Genomic DNA, 22162 nt, shown 5'->3' on the forward strand with positions numbered 1-22162 from the left:
TATATCGTAAGATTTATTAGCTTCCAGTTAATAAATTTACAATCTCCAACATCATTGATGGATCTTATTCAGAACATATTAAGAATCGTCTGTTGTTCTTGATCGGGCACTTGCTTGGTAGTGAGAATAGTACGAATTAGCTCTAACACCTCTGTATTAACCGCATTATAAACGGTGTCATTTTTATGACTTTGAAGTTGATTGATCCGATTTCGAATCTGCTGACTAGGGTAAACAACCCCCTCCATATGTTGTTTGTAATCCCCATTTCGATTTTGTGCAATAAGCGCTGCTGCAAAACCTTCCTCCAGACGCTCAAGTGTAACTTTGCGTGTAGTTTGCTGCTTACTTAGCCATTTGTCCACCTCTTTTAAAGAAGAACTGGTATTAACAGAAAAAGTGGAGATAGTCGGATATCTTTCTTTCATCAGCTGTCCAAGTACTTTTCTCGGACCTAATTCTAACGCAACGGTAATACCGTTCTGATATAAAAAATCCATCGTATCTGTCCAGCGTACGGGGCTTATCATTTGCTTGTACAGCAAGTCATAAATCGAGAATTCATCATGTGGTAAGGCTGTTACATTGGAAACAACCGGCCATCTTCCCTTACGTAGTGGGAATTTCTTTAGTTCTACGGCAAGTTTATCTGCTGCAGGCTTCATCAGAGTACTGTGAAAAGGCCCGCTTACTGTTAAATAGTTAACCTTACTATGTTCTAGACGCTTGATTTGCTCCACTATTCGAGCCATAGGTTCTGTATGTCCCGATAGCACGTACTGATTGTCCGAATTGTGACATGCAATAGATATAACATCACGATCCGTAGATATCTCTTGACATAAGCTCTCCAGAATAGAAGCAGAAACATTCGCAACAGCAGCCATAGTCCCTACCCCGTTAGCTGTAGCCTGCTGCATGAGCATTCCTCGTTTTCTCACGATTTGAAGTCCATCTTGAAAAGAGAAAAAACCGCTGCACACCAATGCTGAATATTCTCCTAAACTATGCCCGGCTAACAGTTGAGGTTCCAGTTCCAGTATTTCTCTGCTAGCATAATATGCAGCAAGGCTGGCAGTAAGTAAGGCTGGTTGGGCATTCATGGTCTGAAGAAGCTCTTGGGGATCTCCCTCAAAACAAAGTTTTGAGAGTTTTACACCTAAGGTATCATCCGCTTCTTCGAATAAACGCTTTACCACATTAAAATTATCCCATAGTTCTTTACTCATTCCTACATATTGCGAACCCTGCCCAGGAAAAATAAAAGATACTTTATTCATCTGAAAACCATTCATCTGAAAACCTCTTCTCCAGTGAGCTTCCTGAATATGTGTACTTTTAAAATTTAACTTCTGTTGCAAGTTATAACCTTTGTAGTATTAAAGCAGAAATTTATGACCGACATAATTAATGAAAAAAGGAATCATTTAAAAATAAATTAAATCATATGTAATCACCGTGTACTAGCATTTAATCAGCTTGTATTAATAATTTATAAATCGTTATTCCAACCCATGTTCTACTCCTTTTACGAATTAAAATAACGATTTATTTCAACAAAGTCAATGAATAAGTCAACCTCCAAATGTTACATTTTTGTAAATAAAAGGTCGCAAAATGTAGAATTTTGTTGATTGTCATTACATAAAGTCGTTTTCTTGAAAGAATAGCTTTTTTCATTATTTTCACTACATAAAAATAAATAAAATTAAATTATGCATTTGTTAAATATTTTTAAAAGATTGATATAAATACATTCTTATTACATTTTCTCATTTATCCAAATTATGATAATACAATCTTTTTTTGAAGCTTGATCTTAAGCTCAGATTACTCTACATTTGAAAAAATAAATTAAAGACACGACATGAGTCAGATGTCCTTTATTCCATAAAGTTGCAACTTAAATCATAATTACGATGTAACAATTAAATAACTCAAATATAATTTTAGAAATATGCGCACTAAAAAATCTACAGATTTTACCAACTGGTGAGTTTTGCAGTCTTACACTGCCGCTCGCTTAGTCTTTAAAAAGTCTGTAGATGTGATAGATATTGCTATTCGCTTTACTAAGATCATTTTCCACTCAAGTTCTAGTTATAATCCTCCCAATAGCGATACTTCATTTCATTTTCACCTTTGGTGACGATGATCATGTTCTCCACACGCCCAGTTTCTTTATTTGTTCGGTAGATCATGGTACGGGTTTCTCCCTCATCGGGGACAGAGAATAGCACCTTGTCACTGATCATGCCGCCACCAATGCCGACAACGTGTTCTCCCCAGCCGGAGGCTGCGCCCGAACCTGCTCCACTGACGCCAGTCCCGCGCGACAAAATAAGACCCATTCCATAACCGGTAACGGTCTGGGCCGTTTTACCTAGAGCGTGCTCTCCAGCTGATTGAGTATGCTTTTGGACCCAGTAATCGTATTTGTCCGTATTTTGCTCATAACTTATAATATTTCCTTTTTTATCTATAGATATATCCGTTTTGCTTCCGTCTTTACCTGTCAGTTCAGTGACGGCAACAAGGGAATCGGATGTGATCTTGGAGGTCGCTCCTGTATTGTAATCTGTACGGATAACCGAGTCCTCGTATTGCAGCCGCAGGACATTCATCTGGTCATGGATCTTCTGCATGACCTGCTTGTCGCCGATGGTCTCTGCGTTTTTCAATAGTTCCTCATATTGATGATATTTATCCGCGTCTGCCTGCTCCCACTTCTCTATATTTTGGGGTGAATCCACGATATCTCCAGTATGATTTCCACCCTCTCCGCTGCCCGCCAGCGCTGCACTGGCGTTCATCGCTGCTGCCAAGGCTGACCAGAAGCCACGTGTGCTCCCACCATCCGCATTTCTAAACTTCAAAGCAATACTTTTTAGCTCAATTTCAATGGATTGAACCTTATTTAATATAGAAGAAAGCGTATATTTAGCTGTACGATAGTCATTATAAAAACGATTTCTCTCCATACCATCCCACTGGCTGTGAAGGTGGTTCATTGTGCTATCCAGACCGTTTAGCTGGTTATACAGTATGCCGTGGGCATTGGCAAATTGGGAGGCCACGTTATCCAGCTGCTCCGGTGTGACTTGGATTTTTGTCATGGTGATCACATCCCATCTTCGAAAATAGGAGATAGACATTATAGTTTACAGTAATCCTTATTTCATATTGTAAGCTATAGAAGTCGGACATTCATGAGGATTTATACGTATTTGTGTATTCAGAAGCAGTTCCTTTGATATAATGAATCCATATGAGTTTATTTCGACAATATATTATTGAAAGTCAGGTGTAAGGACATGTCAGACAAAAAAATTATTTTTTTCGATATCGACGGTACATTACTGGACGATGACAAGAAAATGCCGTTTACCGCCGAAAAAGCTGTCTTTTCTTTGAAAGAGCAAGGCCATGAGGTAGCGATCGCAACAGGACGTGCGCCTTTTATGTTCAAGGATATCCGTGAGCAGCTAGAAATTGATTCCTACGTTAGCTTTAATGGGCAATATGTCGTGCTTCGTGGGGAAGTCGTCGCTACCAATCCGCTGAATCGAGAAGCCCTGCAAGCGATGACCGATCTGGCACTCACACATAATCATGCTCTCGTATATATGGATCATATGGACATGAAGGCCAATATCCCTAACGATGAGCTTGTAGAAAAATCGATCCAAACGCTTAAAGCCAAGATTTCAGTAGGATACGATCCGCTTTATTTCCAGGGAAGAGATATTTATCAGACGCTGTTGATGTGTACGGCAGAAGAAGAGCCTTTCTATGAAGCGGTATTCAAAGCATTTGACTTTGTACGCTGGCATCCAAGTTCAGTGGACGTTGTTCCTCACGCTGGCTCTAAAGCAAAGGGAATCCGCGAAATTACGTCCAGACTGGGCATTGCCGCTGAGAATCAATACGCTTTTGGTGATGGATTAAACGATGTGGAGATGCTAACTACTATACATAACAGTGTCGCGATGGGGAACGGCTGCGATGAAGCCAAAGCCGCAGCTAAAATGGTCACAAAGCGCGCTGATGAAGACGGTATTTTGTACGGACTGCAAAAGCTTGGTTTGTTAAGCTAACTGGATTGCTGACGGACTGGGCATGTTTCAGGAAAAATTAAGTCGGTTTAATGACTTAGATATGAGAAAATAGGAGGTTGTCGTTGGTATGGAAACGGAAGGCTTACGCAATGTCGAACAGCTAGCCCTGAAGAAATACAAAATTTACAAGCAAAGCCTGCTCCGGTATTTGGCGCGTTCCATGCTGGCGAGTATGTTTATCGGATTCGGCGTTATTGTCGCCTTCAAGACGGGCAATTTTTTTTACATGGAGCATTCTCCATTCACTTATCCCATGGCGGCGCTCACGTTCGGGGCAGCCATCATTCTGATCGCGTACGGCGGCGGGGATTTGTTTACTGGCAACACCTTCTACTACACCTATGCTGCACTCCGTAAAAAGCTGCGCTGGGGTCAGGTGCTGCGGCTATGGACTGCCAGCTATGGAGGCAACTTGTTAGGTGCGGGGGTTTTCGCACTCCTTATATACCTGACAGGGCTGTTTGACTCCTCCAGCGTGAACAGCTTTCTGCTGAGCGTAGTTGAGCATAAAATGGAAGCGCCTGCAATGCAGCTATTCTTCCGCGCAATTTTGTGTAATTGGCTGGTCTGCCTCGCCTTTTTTGTGCCGATGTTTATGAAGGAAAATGGTGCAAAGATGTTCGCTATGATGCTGTTTGTATTCTGCTTTTTCATTTCGGGATATGAGCATAGTATAGCTAATATGTGTACTTTCGCCATTGCGCTCGTGCTGGATCATCCGGGTACGGTCTCTGTCGCTGGCGTCATCCATAATCTCGTTCCGGTAACGCTTGGGAATCTGGTAGGTGGCGTTCTGCTTATGGGGGTTATGTACTATTCGGTCAACCTCCCGTTTTTGGACGAAGAGGAACACTAAAAAAAGAAGCCATGGAACCTAAGTTCCATGGCTTCTTTGCATTAATTCTAATAATAGCGTATGCAGTGTCTGCAGGTGTTTTTTTGCTGTTTATTCTGCTTGAGCAGGAAAATGGATAAATTCCTCCAACTCCTTGAACAGCTTTTTGGGATTGACGTTGTCAGGTACAACCAGAGTTAGCGGCTCATCCAGCTTGAGCACATACATGCCTAAAATGGATTTGGCATCTGCCATGCCGCTTTTGCCATGAATCCAGATGTCATACGTATAATTGGATACGATTTGATTGATCTTCTCAATATCCTTAACGTTTTTTACCTTGATGGGTGTCATCATTGCACAGCACTCCCCTGCGTTGAATTGGGGCTTACGAAACAAGCCTTAACATCACTATACCCTATTTATAACGTTGCACAAACTTATTTAGAAAATGACATGCGGCGCGGAGCTGACCTTCCAGTAGCTACCGACCTTTTCAAAATTCACGGTGATTTTCTCGTTCGCCTGCTTGGTTTCTGCCGGATAAGGCACGGTCAGCAGGTAGCTGCGCTTCACCGGAGTCATGGTTACCATTTTCGCCGTAGCCCGGCTGAACTCTAGCAAATTGCCGCCATCTGCGTTCAACTGAGCTAGTCTGCCGTTGACTTCAACGAAAAATTTGCCGACAAATTGCTCACTGGCCTGTTTCGTATAAGCCTGCGTTAGATAGTTGATTAATTTGGTCTTCGTACCGATGTCCTCGGACAAATAGCGGTAGCTTTTACCGTTCAACTGGAACGCTTGGCCCAACGATTTGCCACCGCTGATGGCATACTGATAACGAGACTGCGCCTCCAGCACAAGCGGAATCGCACTCTCATGGTTCAGCTTGTCCAGCTGGGTTGGATTCACGCTAGTAGCTGTAGCTGCGGCTGGCGCCGAAGTAGATGGCTGCTGCGGCTTGGACGGCTTGGCAGTCGATGGTACAGACGGAGCTGCCGCTGGTGCTACCGACGCGGATGGGCGCGGTGCTGGTGCAGACGGAGCTGCTGGTGTGGCCGCTTGGACGGAACCTGCGGCTGGGGCAGTTGTTGCTGGAACTGACGGCGCTTGCGCAGGGGCTGGCGTCGCAACAGACGCTGATGCTGCTGGTGCAGGCACCTGGGTCGGTACAGTTGCTGACGGACTAGCAACGTTCGGTTGCGCCGCATTCGCGGGACTGGTCACAGCGGGTGCAGCAGCGGCGACCTGTGCCGCGCTCAAAAGTGTGGCCGCAACGCATAGTGCGGATAGTTTCGTATTTATTTTCATACTCAAATACACCTCCATAATCATATGTCTGCATAAACTGCACACGTTTCTATTATAAGAATTTCGGTGCTCGATTAGGTTGCTAAATTGTTTCTATTTGCCTTTTTTTGTTCATTCTGCACGAAGTTTGTCCGTATTTGCCGGGAGCGTAGGTTCTGACCGTTTCTTCTGCTTTGCCTCGATCTCTTCCAAGGATCGTGACATTTGCTTCACAGAACGGTCCAGCTGCTCCAATCTACGGTTAAGGGTGACGAGAATGTATTTTAACAGAATCAGGCTTAATGCTGCAGGGAATCCGACATTAGTTACGAGCTCGATCATGCTTTCAGTCGTTAAAGAACTCACAGATCCCGCCTCCTTTATCATACACATATATTACCTTTGTAGGAACTAGCGTTCCCATTTATATGGAAAACATACGTTCCCCTCTGCACCCATAACAAAAAGAGCCCCGATTAGCATGGAGCCCTTTCTGATTATATTCATTTAACCAGCATTCAACCCACTACCGAGCTGCATATCAAGGAGTGTATATGTTCGGCTGCGGGGGCTTGGACATCCCTTCTCCCAGATAAAATCCGGTGTGCGGGGGCTGATTATAGGCTACGTTCTGCCAGGCCACACTCAGGCGATACACCGGATCATGCATAAGCGTGTAGAATCGGTGTTCTGACTCGTAAGGTGTTGTGTAGATACGCAGCGCCGAATTATCACTTTTGCGCCAAATGACTTCCTCCCGCCAGTCACCGAACAGATCAGCCTGCAACGACGGTGTTCCTTTGGTTCCGTTATTGGAACTCGTCCCTGTGGCCGTAAGCAAGTTGGAAGTCGTCGAGTTCGTATAGTTCCACTTGTCGATTTTACCAGCGCTTGAGGAGGTATGATCCAGCAGTTCACGGAGCAGATCCCCATCCCACCAGATACCAAAATTAATAGAAGACGGCGTCGTGTTGGTAATGAGCTGCCCCTGGGCTGAACGTAATCCGATGCCTGGTGCCCATTGCTCATTCCCCTTCGTACGCGGATCAATGTCTGCCGACATGCCTCGTCCGGTATCCTTGCCTGTTTTTACGCCCCATAAAATGTTGCCATTGCGCGGATCGTACATGGCTGCTCCGTAGGTGGCATTTTTATCCTCGTTTACCTTAAATACTTCATATCCTGAACGGTCTGGGTCCAAATCCCCGACATGAAGCGCATCTCCATGTCCCATTCCCGTGTTAGCCAGCTTCGCTCCGTTATCGTCTACAACCAGTGAGCCATACACGATCTCATCCTTATCATCTCCATCCACATCTGCCACACTCAAACTGTGATTCCCCTGTCCAGCCGTCCCGGCATTGGTGGAGCTGTTGCTGTCAAAGGTCCAGCGGCGGCTTAGATTGCCGTTCCGCCAATCATATGCGACTAGAACAGTGCGCGTGTAGTAACCACGTGCCATCACTATGCTGGGTCTCACGCCATCCAGATAAGCAACCCCGGCGAGAAAACGATCCACACGGTTACCATAGTTATCTCCCCAGCTGGACACCGTTCCGCGCGGTGGCACATAGTCAATCGTACTAAGAGCCTTGCCTGTATCACCTGAGAACACAGTTAGAAACTCGGGGCCTTTCAAAATATATCCACTCGTGTTGCGATGATCAGCCGAAGCGTCGCCAATCTTTACACCTATACCATCTACCGTGCCGTCTGCTGTCTTGCATACAACCTCTGCTTTACCATCTCCATCAAAATCATAGACGAGAAATTGCGTATAGTGTGCACCAGCCCGAATGTTCCGTCCCAGATCGATTCGCCATTTGCGTGTTCCATCGAGCTCATATCCGTCCAAAAATACATTTCCCGTATACCCGGATTGCGAATTATCCTTAGAATTGGAAGGGTCCCATTTCAGCACAATCTCATACTCGCCATCCCCATCAAGATCCCCCACACTGGCATCATTGGCATTATACGTGTAGTTCACATGATCCGGGGTTGTACCTCCCGCAGGCTGCTGTATGGGAACGTCCAGATAGTTGCTGTTCCATGCCTTTACCGCTGGAGAAGCGGCCTGCTCTGCTCCGTTAACCACGGCACGAACGGTATACGAAGATGAGGTCGTACCTGCCTTGTCCAGGAAGTTGGTTCTCGATGTAATCGGCGCATCATTCACCTTGCTTGCCCCTCTGTACAGATTGAAACCAACCGAATCCGCTTCCGTACCCAATAAGCGCCAGCTCACCAGTACACCCTCTGGTACCTTCACTGCGACAGTTCCCCTGCTCAGCTTCTCCATTTGCCTTGTAGAGGCAGCTGAGATTGGGCTATCCATCGGAGTGACCACTCCACACAACATGACACCGAGACAGAGCAATACAGCATGCCGAAACCTTTTGTCCATCTGATCATTAGCTCCTTTCATGGTTTGTATTTTCAATAAATTTATTTTATCTGACTGATAAGTTATTGTTGTTTAAATCTTATGATAGCGCTTACATAAATGTAAAGGGACGAATTCGTCCTTTTTGTTCAAAAATCCGGGCTAATACTTTAAAAATCAGAGGTCCATGAATAATCGTTCTTCGTCAGCTATGCTTTGGATATCCTCTGAGCTAATACTGATATATTGATAGCCTTCTGCCTGCTGTTTTTTCAATGCCAGTTCCTTCATAAAACGTGGGCTACCCTCTCCGGCATCCTCGTCATACACAAGCAATAAACCGTCTGTTTTGCGGAAAAGGAGTTCATCCCGTGCCTTGAGTTGCCATATTCCCTGATACGGCTGGCGGCTAACTACTCCCACATAGTCAACTTCGGCACAAATCTGCTGAAAGTATTCCTTTTTATCCTCCTTCCATTTTTCCTCCATATTTTGATAAGCCATCATAATAGAGCATTTTAGGTCGGGGTATTGCTGTTTTAATGCAATGACGACCTCGCAAGCCCACAAGTCCACCCCGTATTGGCCGGGGGTAATCACCCATTCCAGCCCATCTTCGATCAGGGGAATCAGCCTGCTTGTAATCGCCTTTTTAATGTATGGAATGCCTTCGTGCTTTTGACTGAAAATATTCAGCTCATGGGCACGATAGCCAGAAATGAGCAAGTTTTTCATCATCTCATCGTCCTTCTGAAATTATCATAAAGATTATTGTAAAAACGAACCTCTGCCCTATGGGCTAAAGAAGGTTCGTCTTTTGGGAATTTAGTATTCAATCAAAATTACTTTATGGTGCTTAATGAATTCCTATCACGCCCGCATATCACCCCTCGGAGTTTACACGCCGATCTTGAATTCTAACATTGCTACTCAACACACCAGCATCGCTACTTATTTTAAACGACGGGTAACTAGGATCTGCCTCAAGCCGCATTTTGCTATCGAACTGCTGCTCCTGCTGCCGATCTACCCAAAAAGAATAAGAATCGGACTGAACTGCTATATCGGTTGCATTCGGTGCATCGATCACCAAGATAACAAGTACGCCGTTGCATCCACAATCTTCTGTATCATAAAACAACTTGAACATGCCTGGCCGTCCTGAAAGGACCATCGCTAGCCTTTCAACCGACAAGGAATCCAACTCTAAATGTATACTCATGAAATGAACTCTCTCCTTTGTAATTGAGATGTTTGGACATATTTGGACTCAACAACTTCAAAAAGTCTAAATATAAACTATATTTTCATTATAATCATCTCAAAACTTTAAGTACAAGGAGATCATTAATGATGGCATTTATAAAAGAGACCGTTTGTTTCTTCGCGGAGATTCTGCTGAATGCACATCTCTAACTTGTTCCTTTGTGCCAACGATTCAAATCCACCCTTACATTTGTATTAATTTGTTTGGTATTTATCAAGTTTGAACCATTTTTGAAATTCACTCTGGCTAATTTTTTTAACAGATTTCACCTTTTTGCTGTCCATGGAGTATCTGTATAATTTCTTTTGATCAGATGGATACTCACTTATATAGTCTAAACTTTTTCCATCTTTATGCCATAAAATCAGGCCGGTGCTAATATAATCCGTTTCTCTAGGAAGATATATAAAGCCATCCTTCTTCGTATTATAAATGGCTAGGGAGCTGCTTGATGTATCACCGAACGAAAAGGCAATTTGATCTTCTTTTGGTGACCAATTATAAGCAGTAATGGATTCTACATTTTTTTTGCCTTTAGCCTTTAATAGATCATTTACAATGGTAGATTTTCCGGTTGTAAGATTGATTAGTAATAACGTATCGCCTGCACTACGCTGTGCCTGTATAGCCAACCAGGTATTAGAAGGAGATAATACTGCACTCGATATATCACGCAGTTTATCATTATATCCATCTGTTTTAAGGGTGTAACTCTTTTCTCCTTTTTTGATCGTTATGGATGTAATGACACTTTTCTCGGAACTCGGGACATTTTCCAGCTCGACTTTTTTTGCCAATAACGTAATGTTTTTTTCCTTCCACATTACTTGATCTGGAGTCTCGTTCTTTTTAAACTTAGTTATGGACTGATATACAGATGGATTTACAGTATTAACTGAACTTTGAACATAGGTATTAGGCTGTAATGTACTATTAGCGTTAGTGATAGAAAAGCCACTTATACTTCCCACCAACACTATACTCGACAGGAAAGCAATAGCGTATTTTAATCTTAGATTTTTCATTTTAATGCTCCTTTGCAAAAAGTTTATTGTTCTTAGGAGTCGTTATTGAAAGAGAAAGGATAGGTGAATCTAAATATGAACAAACCTGCTCAATTTATTTCTATTCTTATACTTTCTATAAGTGTAAGTGTGTTTGCTGGTTGTGGAAAGCAGGAGACAACAGGTACCTCCACTAATGAAACAGTACCGGCAGCCTCAGAATCAGCAATTCAAGAAAGACCAGATTTATCAACCACACACCAAAGCTTGGACGAGATCAAATGGAATGAAATTAAAGATCCACTAATTGAGTATGGAATGATAACGAAACTCAAAGCGGCAATATCCGCCTTCGTATCAAACGATTTGGATCAATTCCATGCTGCCCTCAGTCCAAGGGTTGGAACAGCTCACGATTATCTCTTCGACTATCCGGTGAAGTTTACTGGTATTGCTGAAGCTCTACAAGAAAATGATCGGGTATTGGTTCCCATTGTAGGCGAACGACTTAATAAAGAAGAAGGCTTCTCTCCCGATATACGGTATACCTTCTATTTTGAAAAGGATAAAGATGGTGTATGGACAATTGTTTCCATTGACTGATTAATCATTCGAATCGAAGAGAAGACGTACTGATAAAATCAGAGCGTCTTCTCTTCTTTAAAATTTATTTGAACAAGTTCTGCAACAAGAAGGATACATAAGCAAACCAGCTAATGTTTGTCAAGAGGGTTCACTTGTACAGGAAAAATAAAGTATTTCTGTAGTCCTTTATATAAATTTTAAAGAACTACATGTTAATCGCATACGTGCTTAGAAATCTAATTGGAAAATAAAAAGAGGTATTCAGGAGAAATACATTCCTGAATACCTCTTTTTATTAAACTATCGAACCCATTAGTTGAATCATTAGCTAAGGTTCGAATCAGAATCAGTATAAATTGTTTCACTGATGAGCGTTCATCAAATTCGTTGAGGAATCGAAACGGTTCTTTCATTTACCACATTTCCCGTGTTCAGAGTAGTTTTTGGCTCGATTAATATTAAATGGACCTCTTCTTCAGCAATTGGCTGATGTTCAACTCCTTTAGGTATAATAACAAACTCCCCTTCGTTAACAGCTATTTCACCATCTCTCAAACGGATTAGTAGTCTCCCTTTCCATACGAAGAACATTTCGTCCTCGTGATCATGGTGATGCCAAATGAATTCACCCTTGATCTTTGCCATTTTTACGTATGAATCGTTCAACTCCCCGCCTATTCTGGGATTCCAATAATCCATTATTTGCAAAAATTTATCTTGTACATTGACCTTCGAAATCATGAAATTCCCTCCTCATTATTGGTAACTGTGTGCTGCATTTTGCCCCGACTAGAAACTCCTTTTTCCCCATTCACCTCCTCATCATCAGGTAACGAGGTACTCAATCACTTGGTTTTGGTGTAAATCCCTCTTATTCACTAAGTTTACATACTGCAATGCATCACGTAAAATTAAAAAAAGATGTATAGTTAATCACATTTTGTGATGCAAAAAGGAGAGAGTTGTTTTGGACATTAGATCTTTGGAGGTGTTTAAGGCAGTAGCAATTGAACAAAGCATTACAAAAGCTGCTGAGAAATTGAATTATGTACAGTCCAACGTTACTGCACGAATACAACGTCTTGAGCAAGAGTTGGGCGTTCCTCTGTTATATCGATATCATAAGAAGGTATCCTTAACGCCTGCAGGACGTGAACTGTTGCCGCATGTAAACAAGTTGCTTTACGATTTCGAGGAAGCGATTGAGGCAGTTAAGCTTTCTTCTGCCCCGCGGGGAACTTTGCGCATTGGAGCTATGGAGTCAACTGCTTCTACACGATTGCCATTGATTTTTACACAATATCACAAGAAATTTCCACAAGTAGAATTAAGCTTATATATGGCACCTACTGTAGATCAGGTTAGTACCATTCTCAAGTATAAGGTAGACGGCGCATTTGTGGATGGGCCAATTCTTCATCCGGAAATTGTTGAATACCCTGTCTTTGAAGAATCTCTAGTTTTGATTACAAGCTACTCTCCGGAACCATTCCAATTAGAATCGATTTTACATGAACCACTGCTTTCGTCATTCGCGCATTGCATCTATTTGGGACGTTGGCAGCGATGGCTAGAGGACAATGGCTATGCTCCTATGAAGGTGATGGAATATGGCACTCTAGAGGGTGTCCTTAAATGCGTTGAAAACGGGTTAGGAGTCACTGTCTTACCAATATCTATGGTTGAATCACGGATGCAGGGAAGACTTAACTGTCATCCATTACCCGAACCGTATAGAACAGTGCCCACTGTGTTTATAAGGCGTCGCGACTCGTACATGACCAGTGCTCTCTCTCGATTTATGGAGCTGGTGGGTATAACTAATCTGTGATTTGTTGCTATTTGCCCAACTTAGAGTATTATTCGTAGGTATAATGACTTGTCCCAGAATTTCCTTTAATTTTTATCTTTATCTTAGAAAATGGAAGTGATTGATGAACCCAATGATACTATCTTCTTCATGTATTACTTCATTCGCAAATTGCAACGTTGTTGCATGGTGACAGTGGAAGAAATATTTCCCCCCATCCTTACAATCAGATTCTTAAAACATTTCCTGTGATGAGTGATGTAATGGCTTGCACTCTAATTGGAGCTATTGGCGACGTAGAACGTTTTTCTACGTATCTCGAATTTAAAAAATTTCTTGGTGTGTCTGCTGAAAGTAAAACTTCAGGTACATCCGTTTCAAAGACCAGGATGACCTATGAGGATATTCGTGATACTCGACGCATACTCTTTTTAATGTCCTTACTTTTGCTTGCTCCCATACTGGTCCTACTGTATTTAAAGCACATTATGACCGTTTAGTAGGACGGGGTATGAATAAACGAAAAGCGATTGGACATGCTTGTGGTAAATTAGCAACAGTAATCTACTCATGTTTAAAACAGGGTGTTCCTTACGTTCCAAGACTACATGCTAAAAAGTGCGGTGTAGAATGGAACGAAGCTTATGAGAAAAAAATGAAAGTTAAAACAGATATCGGATTATTTGAATTAGAGGCTGATAAATTAGCAGAATAACCAATAAATATTAAATAATTGATAGGTTAATCCAAAGTAAAGCTCTAAGTGCTTTGATTATAGAACTTTGCAAAAACGCCTGAAAAAATGGAAATTAGTCGATATATTTTTTAGCCGTTTTTTGTACACCAATATAGTCAAAGCACTACGTTACATTAGACTGGCACACCTAACTTTGAAAATCTTTTATATACCAAGCGTCCATAGCAGAGTGTTCAGAACCTGGTAGAGGTTCATGTAAAAGTGTGAATCCAAACTTTTCATATAATAAACATGCAGTTTTTAATTCATGCATTGTTTCTAAATAGCATTTTTCATAATGTTTAGAAGCAAAAGACGAAGCTGTTTCCATAAGTTTCTTGGAAAGCCCTAAACCTTGAGCTTTTGGACTTAAGTATAGCTTTTGTAATTCGCAAACTTTATCATGTTCGTTAAACGGCGCTATGCCAGTTCCACCAACAACTTCTCCCTCCATTTCTACTACCCAATAGTTCGCATGTTTTAAATTATTATAGTATTGGTGTAGGTCATTAAGTTGAGGGTCAAAATAAGCTGTTCCAGGAATCGCTAATCCAAGTGATTTTAATGAATCTTGTATAATTTCTTTTACTTTTGCATTGTCTTCTTTTTTCATTTCTCGAATAACCATATACGATCTCCTTCAATTAAATCTAAAATTCGGGAGCATACTGCCGGTAGTCCTTTCGGTCTGTGGTTCAGTATTTCAGTTCGTGATTCGCCGGACAAACGAACATATTTCGCTCGGCGTCAAAGGTGAATTTCCACTTTGGAAACAATCCTTGCTTGGGATGAAATCTCCGGTGAGCAATCACCGCAAAGGTCTTCCAGCTTTGAAGTCCTTTGCAAATTAACGTTGTTAAATAACCCGAATCAAGTGCTACGGCTTCGACCTTAAATTCAAAGCGTTTTTGCTGGCGGCCAAAAGCGACAAATAGGGCACGTATCCAAAGAAAACACTTTATTTTCTTTCAACACAACTAACATACTAACAGAAAAACACGCCAAGGACATGGTCGTGTTTTTCTAAAAACTGAACGGTATGATCGTTTAATATGGTATATTTTTTGTGACCATGCAATGATGATACCTGTTGGTAAATGGAATAATATAACTGAACAGGAAATATACTTCTTAAAATATATGTTATCTACGCACCGCCTGAGCATCCATTTGGTACAGTTCATCAAAAATTGTTTAGCTCAAATACGATAGACACTACACGAATATGAGTTGATCATGATCTTGCTGTCATGATCAACTTAGTGCAGATGGCCTATCCCGGATTTCCACGAACGACGGTAGCCGTATCGAACTATCGGCTGACGTATCCTCCTATGTAAGAACAAGGGAGAAACAATCTATTTTTATTGTCGGGAGAAATCTTCTCCGAAAACATGTTTGTACCAAACTATGCCATGCATGAAGGACTTCCAGTTCTGCTAACGAGAAAACGGAACTCCCACCTGTTGTCTTACGTTTTTTGATGGAACACCAGAAAATGAACGCCTATCTTGTTGGTTCGGAATCAACCATTTCCCGTGAAGTAGAGGCGGAGTGGGACAGTTTTCTTGACGGGTTATTTATTCCCCTAAAACCACCTAGTTCTCCCCCGGCTATCATCATCTTAAAACACCTATTAAAATAGGCCGACCAAATTTTGGGTTGACCTAATAATACGAAATCATACTTGAGAGAAAACCGCCTTTTACTCATATCGAAATCAATCTTTAATAAGAAGCTCGCCTAGCCGCTGTTGCAACTGGTGGGCATAGAACGATAGTTCTGCTTCAGCGGCCAAATCCCGCAGCAATGCCTGGATCAAAAACGCTCTAGGTGCCATATTTTCCAACTCTTCCTCAAGCAACACGGTCACTTGCTGAAGTTCCTTCTTTCTAGCATTTGGGATATATAGATCAGGAATGATTGACAAGATCGCTTGAAACAAAACGGAAATCCTCGCTGAGCTTGTCGGGACAAGTGACTCTAAATCCACTTCCTCATACTCTTTCATGAACTCATAGGTTAGCAGAGGCTGAGGTGAACATTTACTCAAACCTTGAACCAAATCATCCATACGTTCCGCGATAAATCCTGCTAGTTTTTCGACGGTGATTGGTTTGTAGGCGAATAGCAGATGAAAAGTATACTCCCGGATCATGCCGCTAAACATGGCAGTTACGTCCCATTTCCAATCGAATATGGCAGAGCCGTATTGGCGCATCAGCAGGTTTTGGTAATAGCTGAACATCTGAATCTGAATCTGATGAATGAGGGTAGAGATGTTGTCGTTGCTCGCCGAGGGAAATTCATTGTAATCTCGGGAAATATAGTAGCCGTGACGGCCAAAGAATTGGAACAAACCCATAATTTCGGCCAGATACGTTTCCCGGCGCGGTAATGCCATTTTCCGAATTCGCTCCACCTCATCCATCATATACTGCTGGCGTTGCTTCAATATACTGACGAACAACTCTTCCTTGGACTCAAAAAATTTATACAAGGAACCTTTGGCGATACTGCAATCGTCGGCGATATCCTGAATTGAGGTTGCTCTATAGCCTTTCTCCATAAAAAGGCGGATAGCAGATTGGACGATTTTTTCCTTTATTAAACTCATGCTTATGTCTCCTTATCACTTGTTACGGACAGATGTGATTTTTTCAAAGTTCCTTGATCAAGTATAGCCAATATCCAGCGAGCAAAAAAGAAGGCGTCGTGCCAAAATGAGGCGTCCGATCCACTCCATGGTACTCAGTAAAAGCGTTCTCCCTTACATTAGAGCGATACATAGCATACAAATATGGAGTAAGACCAGTACATAAATAAGCCTCACAACAGTGTCAAGCCAATTTCGGATTATGAGCAACACGGTCATCAAGGCTGGAAAACCAAAAAGACCGCCCCATCGACTGACGAACCTGTCGGCTTGTCCATTCATGAAATGAACAGGGATCTCCAGAGGAGCAGAGCAGACCACTATCATGGCGGCAAGCCACGCAAGCACTGTGACAAAAACGGGCGTTTTAGGATGAAAGAGAATCTTAATCAATGCGTTGCCTCCTTTTGTTCTATCTTATTTTGGAGTAGTAAGCCAGAAAGTCCAGTGCCAGTCTACGAATTCACCCAACCGGCCGGATAGTACCATACTTAGCGCGGGAGCGAGAAGCATTGGAATCCCAAGTAAACTGATGATCGCCCCTCGCTTGTCAGGTGGAGCAAGGCGATATAGCATGGCCATTCCAATCGGGGAAACCATGTCTCCCCCTAAACCTTGAATGATCCGAAAAAAAATCAGTTGTCCAGAATTTTGCGCGAATGCAGATAATATGGAACCTAACATGAATAATCCAATAGAACAAAGAAACACCTTCCTAGCACCGCATTTGTCCGAAAGCCATCCTGCCAACGGAATGACCGCAGAAAGTGAAAGTGTATAGGCGTTTACCGACCATTGAGTGGTCTGGAGAGAAACGCCAAATTCCTGAACCCAGGTCGCGAGGGCCAAGTTAAGAGCTGTGCTGTTCAAAATCACCATAAACGTCCCTATGACGATCGCAAGCGTTGGTAAAAAATATAGACGGAATATAAATGACCCTTCCTTAGAAGATTCCTCAATAACTGCATGATGAGACATATACAAATACCTGCTTTCTCTAGAAATGAACGAAGGTTGAGGACTAAGCCTGCTTCAGTCTAGCCCGTCAAGACCCTATTTGACCAATCAGTTTTATTAAAAACTTTTAGGTTTTCAACTCATCATATCCTTGAGAGCCAGGTGTGTCAATCCTCGATATAAACAGATTTATTCGAATTATGAACTATTAGTTCTTTACAAAACTAAATAGTCAAAATAAGATAAATGTCAGGGGTCGAAATATACAGCATTGATTTAGTCATGAAAAAACAGGGATTTATAAATGAACGGAAGGAAAAGAATATGCAAAAAAACAATCATGAGCACACCGCTGCACTCTATTTTGATGGCTTGACCAACTTCAGGGATTTCGGAGGCTATGCCACCACGGATGGGAAGAGAGTAAGAAAGGGAATCCTGTTCCGCTCCGACGAATTGTCAAAGTTATCGAGAGCCGACATGGCACGAATGAATCAAATCGGCCTTAAGCTGATTTGCGACTTAAGAACGGAAACGGAGCAGAAATCGAACAAGAGCCGAATGCTGAATCAGGGAGTCGAAGTAAAGAATTTGGCCATGCAGGATAAAAGTCAGGAATTTACCCGTCTCGAATTTATAAGGTATTTAATTAGACATGGCAAGGATATCGATTTTGAACAAACGATGAAAGACATGTATGATCATATGGGGACTGGCTCTAAGTCTACGTTACAGAAACTTTTCACTCTGTTGTCCGAAAAAGAGAAGTTTCCTATCCTGATTCATTGCACTGGGGGCAAGGATCGAACTGGATTCATCGTGGCGATTATTCAGCTGTTTCTGGGAATTCCCTACGAAAGCGTGCTTGAGGACTACTTGCATTCCAATATATGCATCGGGCCACGTATGAAAAAAGCCGAGAAAATGATCCGACTGATGAGCTTTTACCGAGTGCCTGCAGAGCGAATCAGGCCCATGCTGGAGGTGAAGCGTGATTATCTGGAGGACGTGCTACAGGGAATTATGAGCCGGCATGCGAACATTGAAGAATACTTGAAAAACGAATGCGGCGTTTCGCAGCAGCACCTGGAACGCTTCAAAGAGCTCGCTCTAGAGTAACGAAATTGAAGTTACCTTGTCCAATCTACTATGGGGTATTCTGGTATTTAACCGAGGACTGATCAAGGGAAACTATATGTACATTCACCGATGGAAGATAAAATTGACTCTATACTTAACTATAGTGTTTATAATTGGTGACGCGAAACAACAAGAAAAGATTTAGTGAGGGGATTTTAAATGATATACGTGGCGTGAGAGCTGTAAGACGGAACATCTCCTGCAGAGGAAATGAGCCTTTGTCCGGGAATGCTCGAAGGCAAGCTTGATGAGAGAATTGTTTCTGGGAACACGGTCGGAGATGAGGAATTTGTCTCCCAACTGGCTTTCACTACAAAGAGTAGAGGTCTCAGACAATATACACAATTAAAGTGTATGCCTGCCCACATATTGATAAGTACCCTTCGGGTAAACAAGCCACTCATCTTGCTGATTAAAAACGGGCGAGCCGCATGTTATACCTTGTTTACGAACAAATGTCCCGCCTTGAGGAAACAATTGATCCTGCGAATGAGGCTCTCCAAGCACATCTACCACAGTTCCATGATATTTTAGTACATATGCGACCGTATTAAATTCGCTTGGGTTATAAAAATGACCCTCTTGATTAAAATAGGAAACATTTGTAACATCCATAAAATCGTAAAAGATGCTGTTTATGATCAGATACGGTATTAATGGATTAACCGGATATAGCGCTATGCTGGACACGTTCATGCGGTTCGTATTTTTCATGAATTGGTGAACCTCCAGCTCATATCCTTCTATTTTATGAGAGAGGTCACATTCTCGGTTGTAAAACAATTGCAGCACGATGCGACCGTCTCCACCATCGACATATTGTGAAAAGAACAAAAGAAATGCCTCCTGTGGTTCCTGATGAACCTGAAATATAGTCGCTCTGCCAGGCGGTACCACTAAATACAACGTGAATGTCCAGCTTTGTAACATCTTAATTACGTCAAAGTTGAGCTATAAGTAGAGCCAGTGACTGTATAGGTGAAAAACACGCTCGCTCTACCACCTTTTCCATCCTCTGCTGTCACAAACACCTGTGTGCTTCCTGCTGATTTGGGCTTTAACGTAAGCTGTTGACTTGCTACTTCTGCTTCTACTACGTATACATCTGAAGTGATCACATGATACGATAGCTCATCCTGATCAGCACTAAAAAATACATTTTTTAAATCCACTAGTGTATCTCCAGAACCTACAATGCCATATTGATCGGGAGGAACTGTGGCTGTGACAGGTACATGGTTAGGTGTGGGTGTGGACGTTGGTGTTGGATTCGTTGTAGAACTGCCACCGCCGCAATGCGTCAGTGGTTCATCTGGGCGAAATGAGCCATCCGGATAATCAGTGATCCCCCCTTGCTTCACAGCCTCCTGTACTGCCTGTAACGCCTCTGACGACATATTTTTGGATTGATCGGTAAAAGATACTGTATTCGCTTTAGTCACAATTGCTGATGTGTCCCCTTTCTTTTCCACATGAACAAAACTGTGGTCCCCATGCTATACCTGCCAGCAACGTCTCGATTAGCGCTTTCTACCATTCTTTATTTGTTCTTAATTCACCAGTTTCTCCCCGTACATGGTTCATTCTTTTGTTAGTGAAAAGATTTTAGCATCCACTTCTGAACCGATTCTGAACAATCTTAAAATTTTATTTATTCATAGTTGGAACTTGGTAGAGAAAAAAAGAGCACTTAGCCAGATAGGGCTAAGCACTCTAAAATTTTTATAAACATGGATGTACAGGCCCTCTCAGGAAGTTGTAGGCTTCCATTGAAAGGTAGCTGCTGACTTAGATGGAAGGGTTGATTTGAAAACTTGATTTCCCTGCCGAACCTTAAATGTTTTTGTGTTCTCTCCCGTATTGGCGGCAATCAGGATCAGCGTACCGTCGGGGTTACGATAAGCGACCGTTTCAATACTTCCACTATAATGAGTAGAATCAATACGTACCGCACCAGGACGGACAAATTTGCTGGCATGTCCAATCGCATAATATTCTACATTTTTCGTAACGGCACCGCTTAACGGGTCGATGGTCACTACACCTTTACAGTTGGTACATCCGCCATTGGTCGGACCGCCGGACGGGTCAAGTGCAATATTCCAAAAGAGGACATTTTGCGACCAGTTTCGGGGTGCACCAATAATTAGCTTGGACATATCCCAGCTTAAATCATCTCCAAAGCCCGGACTCCATGCTCCTCCGCTGCATTCTGTCATATAAACAGGCTTATCCGGAAAAGCATTGTGCACGTCTGACATCGCTGTCGGCTCTCCTTTGTAGCAATGAAAGGCCGTTCCGTGCGTATAGCTTCGAGCCTGTTCGTCTCCCAGCACGGTCTTGGCATATTCACTCCCAGTATCCCAGTTATGGTCAAAGGCAATGATATGGGTAGACAAATCGTTTCGACTTAAAGCAGGGCCTAAATATTGCTTAATAAATTTCGCCTGCTCCACTGCTCCCATACTCATGCTGGGATACTTGGACGTGGTGAATTCCGGCTCATTTTGAATGGAAATCGCCTGAATGGGAATCCCCTCATTCGCATAGGCCTGTATATAACGAACAAAATAGTCAGCATACGCCTGATAGACACGCGCATCGGTATAGTCCAAATACCAACCGTTATATATCTGCTCACCATATTTCATCCAGGGCGGGGCCGTCCATGGAGTCCCCATAATCCGTAAATCCTGGTTTCTTCTCAGAATTTGCTTCAGCACATCGATCACATCCCGATCCTTGGCAATGGAGAAATGATTTAGCTCATAGTCCTTGCCTGTTGCCACATCATCGTAGGTATAGCTGCTAGGCTGTCCCTGTTCATCCACTGAATAATCTGATGCTCCAATGGTATGGCGAATATAGCTTAATTGAATACCGCCGGCTGTAAACAAGTCATTGAGCAACTGATCACGCTGATTGGCAGACATGCCATGATTCATCAGATATGCGGACGAACCGGAAACTGCTGCGCCAAACCCTTCCATCGTCTGGTAACGAATATCTGGTCTAATCTCAACCGTCAGTGTATCCGCATTCGCTGCAACTTCGTTACTGTTGTCTTTTCTCCATGGGATTGGGGCTTGCTGTGTCAGACGATTCGCCGGGTCTGGTGTGGTTAGCCACATACTGACATTCCTTTCGCCTGCCGTGTTCACACCATTCTGCATAGCCAGACTGATCAGAATAGCACCAATCAAGATGATAGCTGCAACTATAAGCAGGAAGAAGTCAGAACGTCGTTGTTTTGGGAGTTTCTTCATCTAAGGTCCTCCTCTCTCCATAATCAGACTGTCCCCTATATTTCCTTCTATTTCAGCTTTCACTTGGGTTTCCCTTTGCATACCTACTGAATGTTACATATCTATAGCAAAA

The 22162-nt window shown here is 42.6% G+C and carries 24 protein-coding genes and 1 pseudogene; 7 read left to right on the forward strand and 18 right to left on the reverse strand.

What is annotated here, in order from left to right:
• Nucleotides 1–68: 68 nt before the first annotated feature.
• Together fabD and BN1546_RS06475 are read right to left on the reverse strand one after the other, a co-directional pair.
• Nucleotides 69–1295, reverse strand: coding sequence for an ACP S-malonyltransferase (gene fabD / locus BN1546_RS06470; RefSeq protein ID WP_014599508.1), 1227 nt, complete (start codon nt 1293–1295; stop codon nt 69–71).
• Between the two features lie 801 nt (nt 1296–2096).
• Entirely contained in the window at nt 2097–3116 is a 1020-nt protein-coding gene (locus tag BN1546_RS06475) for a WXG100 family type VII secretion target (RefSeq protein ID WP_058829006.1), read from the reverse strand.
• Between the two features lie 198 nt (nt 3117–3314).
• Here BN1546_RS06475 and BN1546_RS06480 point away from each other — a divergent pair, with 198 nt between their 5' ends.
• The gene (locus tag BN1546_RS06480) at nt 3315–4097 is read left to right on the forward strand and encodes a Cof-type HAD-IIB family hydrolase (protein ID WP_058829005.1); all 783 of its coding nucleotides are present in this window, start codon (nt 3315–3317) and stop codon (nt 4095–4097) included.
• A gap of 88 nt (nt 4098–4185) precedes the next feature.
• The gene (locus BN1546_RS06485) at nt 4186–4974 is read left to right on the forward strand and encodes a formate/nitrite transporter family protein (protein ID WP_013369604.1); all 789 of its coding nucleotides are present in this window, start codon (nt 4186–4188) and stop codon (nt 4972–4974) included.
• A gap of 90 nt (nt 4975–5064) precedes the next feature.
• Here BN1546_RS06485 and BN1546_RS06490 read toward each other — a convergent pair whose 3' ends face one another.
• From BN1546_RS06490 to BN1546_RS06520, 7 genes are all read right to left on the reverse strand, one after another.
• On the reverse strand, nt 5065–5310 hold the full coding sequence (locus BN1546_RS06490; RefSeq protein ID WP_016819915.1) for an HPr family phosphocarrier protein: 246 nt from the start codon (nt 5308–5310) through the stop codon (nt 5065–5067).
• 87 nt (nt 5311–5397) lie between these two features.
• Nucleotides 5398–6264, reverse strand: coding sequence for a DL-endopeptidase inhibitor IseA family protein (locus BN1546_RS06495; RefSeq protein ID WP_025679712.1), 867 nt, complete (start codon nt 6262–6264; stop codon nt 5398–5400).
• Nucleotides 6265–6375: 111 nt separating this feature from the next.
• On the reverse strand, nt 6376–6609 hold the full coding sequence (locus BN1546_RS06500) for a hypothetical protein (protein ID WP_013369600.1): 234 nt from the start codon (nt 6607–6609) through the stop codon (nt 6376–6378).
• A 175-nt stretch (nt 6610–6784) separates the two neighbouring features.
• Nucleotides 6785–8581 (reverse strand): rhamnogalacturonan lyase, encoded by a 1797-nt coding sequence (locus tag BN1546_RS06505; protein ID WP_090739136.1) that lies wholly within the window; start codon nt 8579–8581, stop codon nt 6785–6787.
• A 225-nt stretch (nt 8582–8806) separates the two neighbouring features.
• Nucleotides 8807–9367: an SLOG family protein gene (locus BN1546_RS06510; protein ID WP_090736626.1), complete on the reverse strand. Its 561-nt coding sequence runs from the start codon at nt 9365–9367 to the stop codon at nt 8807–8809.
• Nucleotides 9368–9512: 145 nt separating this feature from the next.
• Nucleotides 9513–9851, reverse strand: coding sequence for an iron-sulfur cluster biosynthesis family protein (locus BN1546_RS06515; protein ID WP_025679706.1), 339 nt, complete (start codon nt 9849–9851; stop codon nt 9513–9515).
• A 239-nt stretch (nt 9852–10090) separates the two neighbouring features.
• Nucleotides 10091–10921: a hypothetical protein gene (locus BN1546_RS06520; RefSeq protein ID WP_090736629.1), complete on the reverse strand. Its 831-nt coding sequence runs from the start codon at nt 10919–10921 to the stop codon at nt 10091–10093.
• 75 nt (nt 10922–10996) lie between these two features.
• Between BN1546_RS06520 and BN1546_RS06525 the strand changes: the two genes are divergently transcribed.
• The gene (locus BN1546_RS06525; protein WP_090736631.1) at nt 10997–11503 is read left to right on the forward strand and encodes a hypothetical protein; all 507 of its coding nucleotides are present in this window, start codon (nt 10997–10999) and stop codon (nt 11501–11503) included.
• A 360-nt stretch (nt 11504–11863) separates the two neighbouring features.
• On the opposite strand, the gene BN1546_RS06530 is transcribed toward BN1546_RS06525, so the two are convergent.
• Nucleotides 11864–12226: a cupin domain-containing protein gene (locus BN1546_RS06530; protein ID WP_040102037.1), complete on the reverse strand. Its 363-nt coding sequence runs from the start codon at nt 12224–12226 to the stop codon at nt 11864–11866.
• Between the two features lie 226 nt (nt 12227–12452).
• Between BN1546_RS06530 and BN1546_RS06535 the strand changes: the two genes are divergently transcribed.
• The 3 genes from BN1546_RS06535 to BN1546_RS06545 all read left to right on the forward strand — a co-directional run bounded on the left by BN1546_RS06535 (nt 12453) and on the right by BN1546_RS06545 (nt 14010).
• Nucleotides 12453–13316: a LysR family transcriptional regulator gene (locus BN1546_RS06535; RefSeq protein WP_040102038.1), complete on the forward strand. Its 864-nt coding sequence runs from the start codon at nt 12453–12455 to the stop codon at nt 13314–13316.
• A 161-nt stretch (nt 13317–13477) separates the two neighbouring features.
• Nucleotides 13478–13795 carry a transposase gene (locus tag BN1546_RS28470; protein WP_081317824.1) on the forward strand — a complete coding sequence of 106 codons (318 nt, stop codon included), beginning with the start codon at nt 13478–13480 and terminating at the stop codon, nt 13793–13795.
• Nucleotides 13796–13806: 11 nt separating this feature from the next.
• Entirely contained in the window at nt 13807–14010 is a 204-nt protein-coding gene (locus BN1546_RS06545) for a hypothetical protein (protein WP_058829000.1), read from the forward strand.
• A gap of 169 nt (nt 14011–14179) precedes the next feature.
• On the opposite strand, the gene BN1546_RS06550 is transcribed toward BN1546_RS06545, so the two are convergent.
• The 5 genes and pseudogenes from BN1546_RS06550 to BN1546_RS06570 form a co-directional block, all read right to left on the reverse strand.
• A complete protein-coding gene (locus tag BN1546_RS06550) occupies nt 14180–14659 on the reverse strand; it encodes a GNAT family N-acetyltransferase (protein ID WP_090736634.1) in 480 nt (159 codons plus the stop codon).
• 70 nt (nt 14660–14729) lie between these two features.
• Nucleotides 14730–14971: pseudogene (locus tag BN1546_RS27750) on the reverse strand (IS5/IS1182 family transposase); the annotation flags it as partial.
• 780 nt (nt 14972–15751) lie between these two features.
• Complete coding sequence (locus BN1546_RS06560) at nt 15752–16648, reverse strand: TetR/AcrR family transcriptional regulator (protein ID WP_090736637.1); 897 nt, start codon at nt 16646–16648, stop codon at nt 15752–15754.
• A 153-nt stretch (nt 16649–16801) separates the two neighbouring features.
• Complete coding sequence (locus BN1546_RS06565) at nt 16802–17080, reverse strand: DUF1648 domain-containing protein (RefSeq protein WP_025677428.1); 279 nt, start codon at nt 17078–17080, stop codon at nt 16802–16804.
• A 24-nt stretch (nt 17081–17104) separates the two neighbouring features.
• Complete coding sequence (locus BN1546_RS06570) at nt 17105–17665, reverse strand: MFS transporter (RefSeq protein ID WP_025677427.1); 561 nt, start codon at nt 17663–17665, stop codon at nt 17105–17107.
• Nucleotides 17666–17968: 303 nt separating this feature from the next.
• Here BN1546_RS06570 and BN1546_RS06575 point away from each other — a divergent pair, with 303 nt between their 5' ends.
• Nucleotides 17969–18763: a tyrosine-protein phosphatase gene (locus BN1546_RS06575; RefSeq protein ID WP_090739137.1), complete on the forward strand. Its 795-nt coding sequence runs from the start codon at nt 17969–17971 to the stop codon at nt 18761–18763.
• Nucleotides 18764–19129: 366 nt separating this feature from the next.
• On the opposite strand, the gene BN1546_RS06580 is transcribed toward BN1546_RS06575, so the two are convergent.
• From BN1546_RS06580 to BN1546_RS06590, 3 genes are all read right to left on the reverse strand, one after another.
• Nucleotides 19130–19618 carry an RTX toxin gene (locus BN1546_RS06580; protein ID WP_090736640.1) on the reverse strand — a complete coding sequence of 163 codons (489 nt, stop codon included), beginning with the start codon at nt 19616–19618 and terminating at the stop codon, nt 19130–19132.
• A gap of 101 nt (nt 19619–19719) precedes the next feature.
• A complete protein-coding gene (locus BN1546_RS06585) occupies nt 19720–20226 on the reverse strand; it encodes an S-layer homology domain-containing protein (RefSeq protein WP_052452873.1) in 507 nt (168 codons plus the stop codon).
• A gap of 306 nt (nt 20227–20532) precedes the next feature.
• Nucleotides 20533–22050: a glycoside hydrolase family 30 protein gene (locus BN1546_RS06590; protein ID WP_090736644.1), complete on the reverse strand. Its 1518-nt coding sequence runs from the start codon at nt 22048–22050 to the stop codon at nt 20533–20535.
• Nucleotides 22051–22162: the final 112 nt, after the last annotated feature.

This window comes from Paenibacillus sp. Mc5Re-14 (assembly GCF_001049835.1).
In the GTDB taxonomy this organism is placed as follows: domain Bacteria; phylum Bacillota; class Bacilli; order Paenibacillales; family Paenibacillaceae; genus Paenibacillus; species Paenibacillus polymyxa_C.

What these genes read in the sequence shown, in the direction of transcription:
- BN1546_RS06475 (WP_058829006.1), bottom strand. Translation starts at nt 3,116, where the DNA reads ATGACAAAAATCCAAGTCACACCGGAGCAGCTGGATAACGTGGCCTCC.
- fabD (WP_014599508.1), bottom strand. Translation starts at nt 1,295, where the DNA reads ATGAATGGTTTTCAGATGAATAAAGTATCTTTTATTTTTCCTGGGCAG.
- BN1546_RS06515 (WP_025679706.1), bottom strand. Translation starts at nt 9,851, where the DNA reads ATGAGTATACATTTAGAGTTGGATTCCTTGTCGGTTGAAAGGCTAGCG.
- BN1546_RS06575 (WP_090739137.1), top strand. Translation starts at nt 17,969, where the DNA reads ATGCAAAAAAACAATCATGAGCACACCGCTGCACTCTATTTTGATGGC.
- BN1546_RS06525 (WP_090736631.1), top strand. Translation starts at nt 10,997, where the DNA reads ATGAACAAACCTGCTCAATTTATTTCTATTCTTATACTTTCTATAAGT.
- BN1546_RS06590 (WP_090736644.1), bottom strand. Translation starts at nt 22,050, where the DNA reads ATGAAGAAACTCCCAAAACAACGACGTTCTGACTTCTTCCTGCTTATA.
- BN1546_RS06495 (WP_025679712.1), bottom strand. Translation starts at nt 6,264, where the DNA reads ATGAAAATAAATACGAAACTATCCGCACTATGCGTTGCGGCCACACTT.
- BN1546_RS06550 (WP_090736634.1), bottom strand. Translation starts at nt 14,659, where the DNA reads ATGGTTATTCGAGAAATGAAAAAAGAAGACAATGCAAAAGTAAAAGAA.
- BN1546_RS06480 (WP_058829005.1), top strand. Translation starts at nt 3,315, where the DNA reads ATGTCAGACAAAAAAATTATTTTTTTCGATATCGACGGTACATTACTG.
- BN1546_RS06570 (WP_025677427.1), bottom strand. Translation starts at nt 17,665, where the DNA reads ATGTCTCATCATGCAGTTATTGAGGAATCTTCTAAGGAAGGGTCATTT.
- BN1546_RS06505 (WP_090739136.1), bottom strand. Translation starts at nt 8,581, where the DNA reads ATGGATAGCCCAATCTCAGCTGCCTCTACAAGGCAAATGGAGAAGCTG.
- BN1546_RS06490 (WP_016819915.1), bottom strand. Translation starts at nt 5,310, where the DNA reads ATGATGACACCCATCAAGGTAAAAAACGTTAAGGATATTGAGAAGATC.
- BN1546_RS06485 (WP_013369604.1), top strand. Translation starts at nt 4,186, where the DNA reads ATGGAAACGGAAGGCTTACGCAATGTCGAACAGCTAGCCCTGAAGAAA.
- BN1546_RS06510 (WP_090736626.1), bottom strand. Translation starts at nt 9,367, where the DNA reads ATGATGAAAAACTTGCTCATTTCTGGCTATCGTGCCCATGAGCTGAAT.
- BN1546_RS06520 (WP_090736629.1), bottom strand. Translation starts at nt 10,921, where the DNA reads ATGAAAAATCTAAGATTAAAATACGCTATTGCTTTCCTGTCGAGTATA.
- BN1546_RS06545 (WP_058829000.1), top strand. Translation starts at nt 13,807, where the DNA reads ATGAATAAACGAAAAGCGATTGGACATGCTTGTGGTAAATTAGCAACA.
- BN1546_RS06560 (WP_090736637.1), bottom strand. Translation starts at nt 16,648, where the DNA reads ATGAGTTTAATAAAGGAAAAAATCGTCCAATCTGCTATCCGCCTTTTT.
- BN1546_RS06530 (WP_040102037.1), bottom strand. Translation starts at nt 12,226, where the DNA reads ATGATTTCGAAGGTCAATGTACAAGATAAATTTTTGCAAATAATGGAT.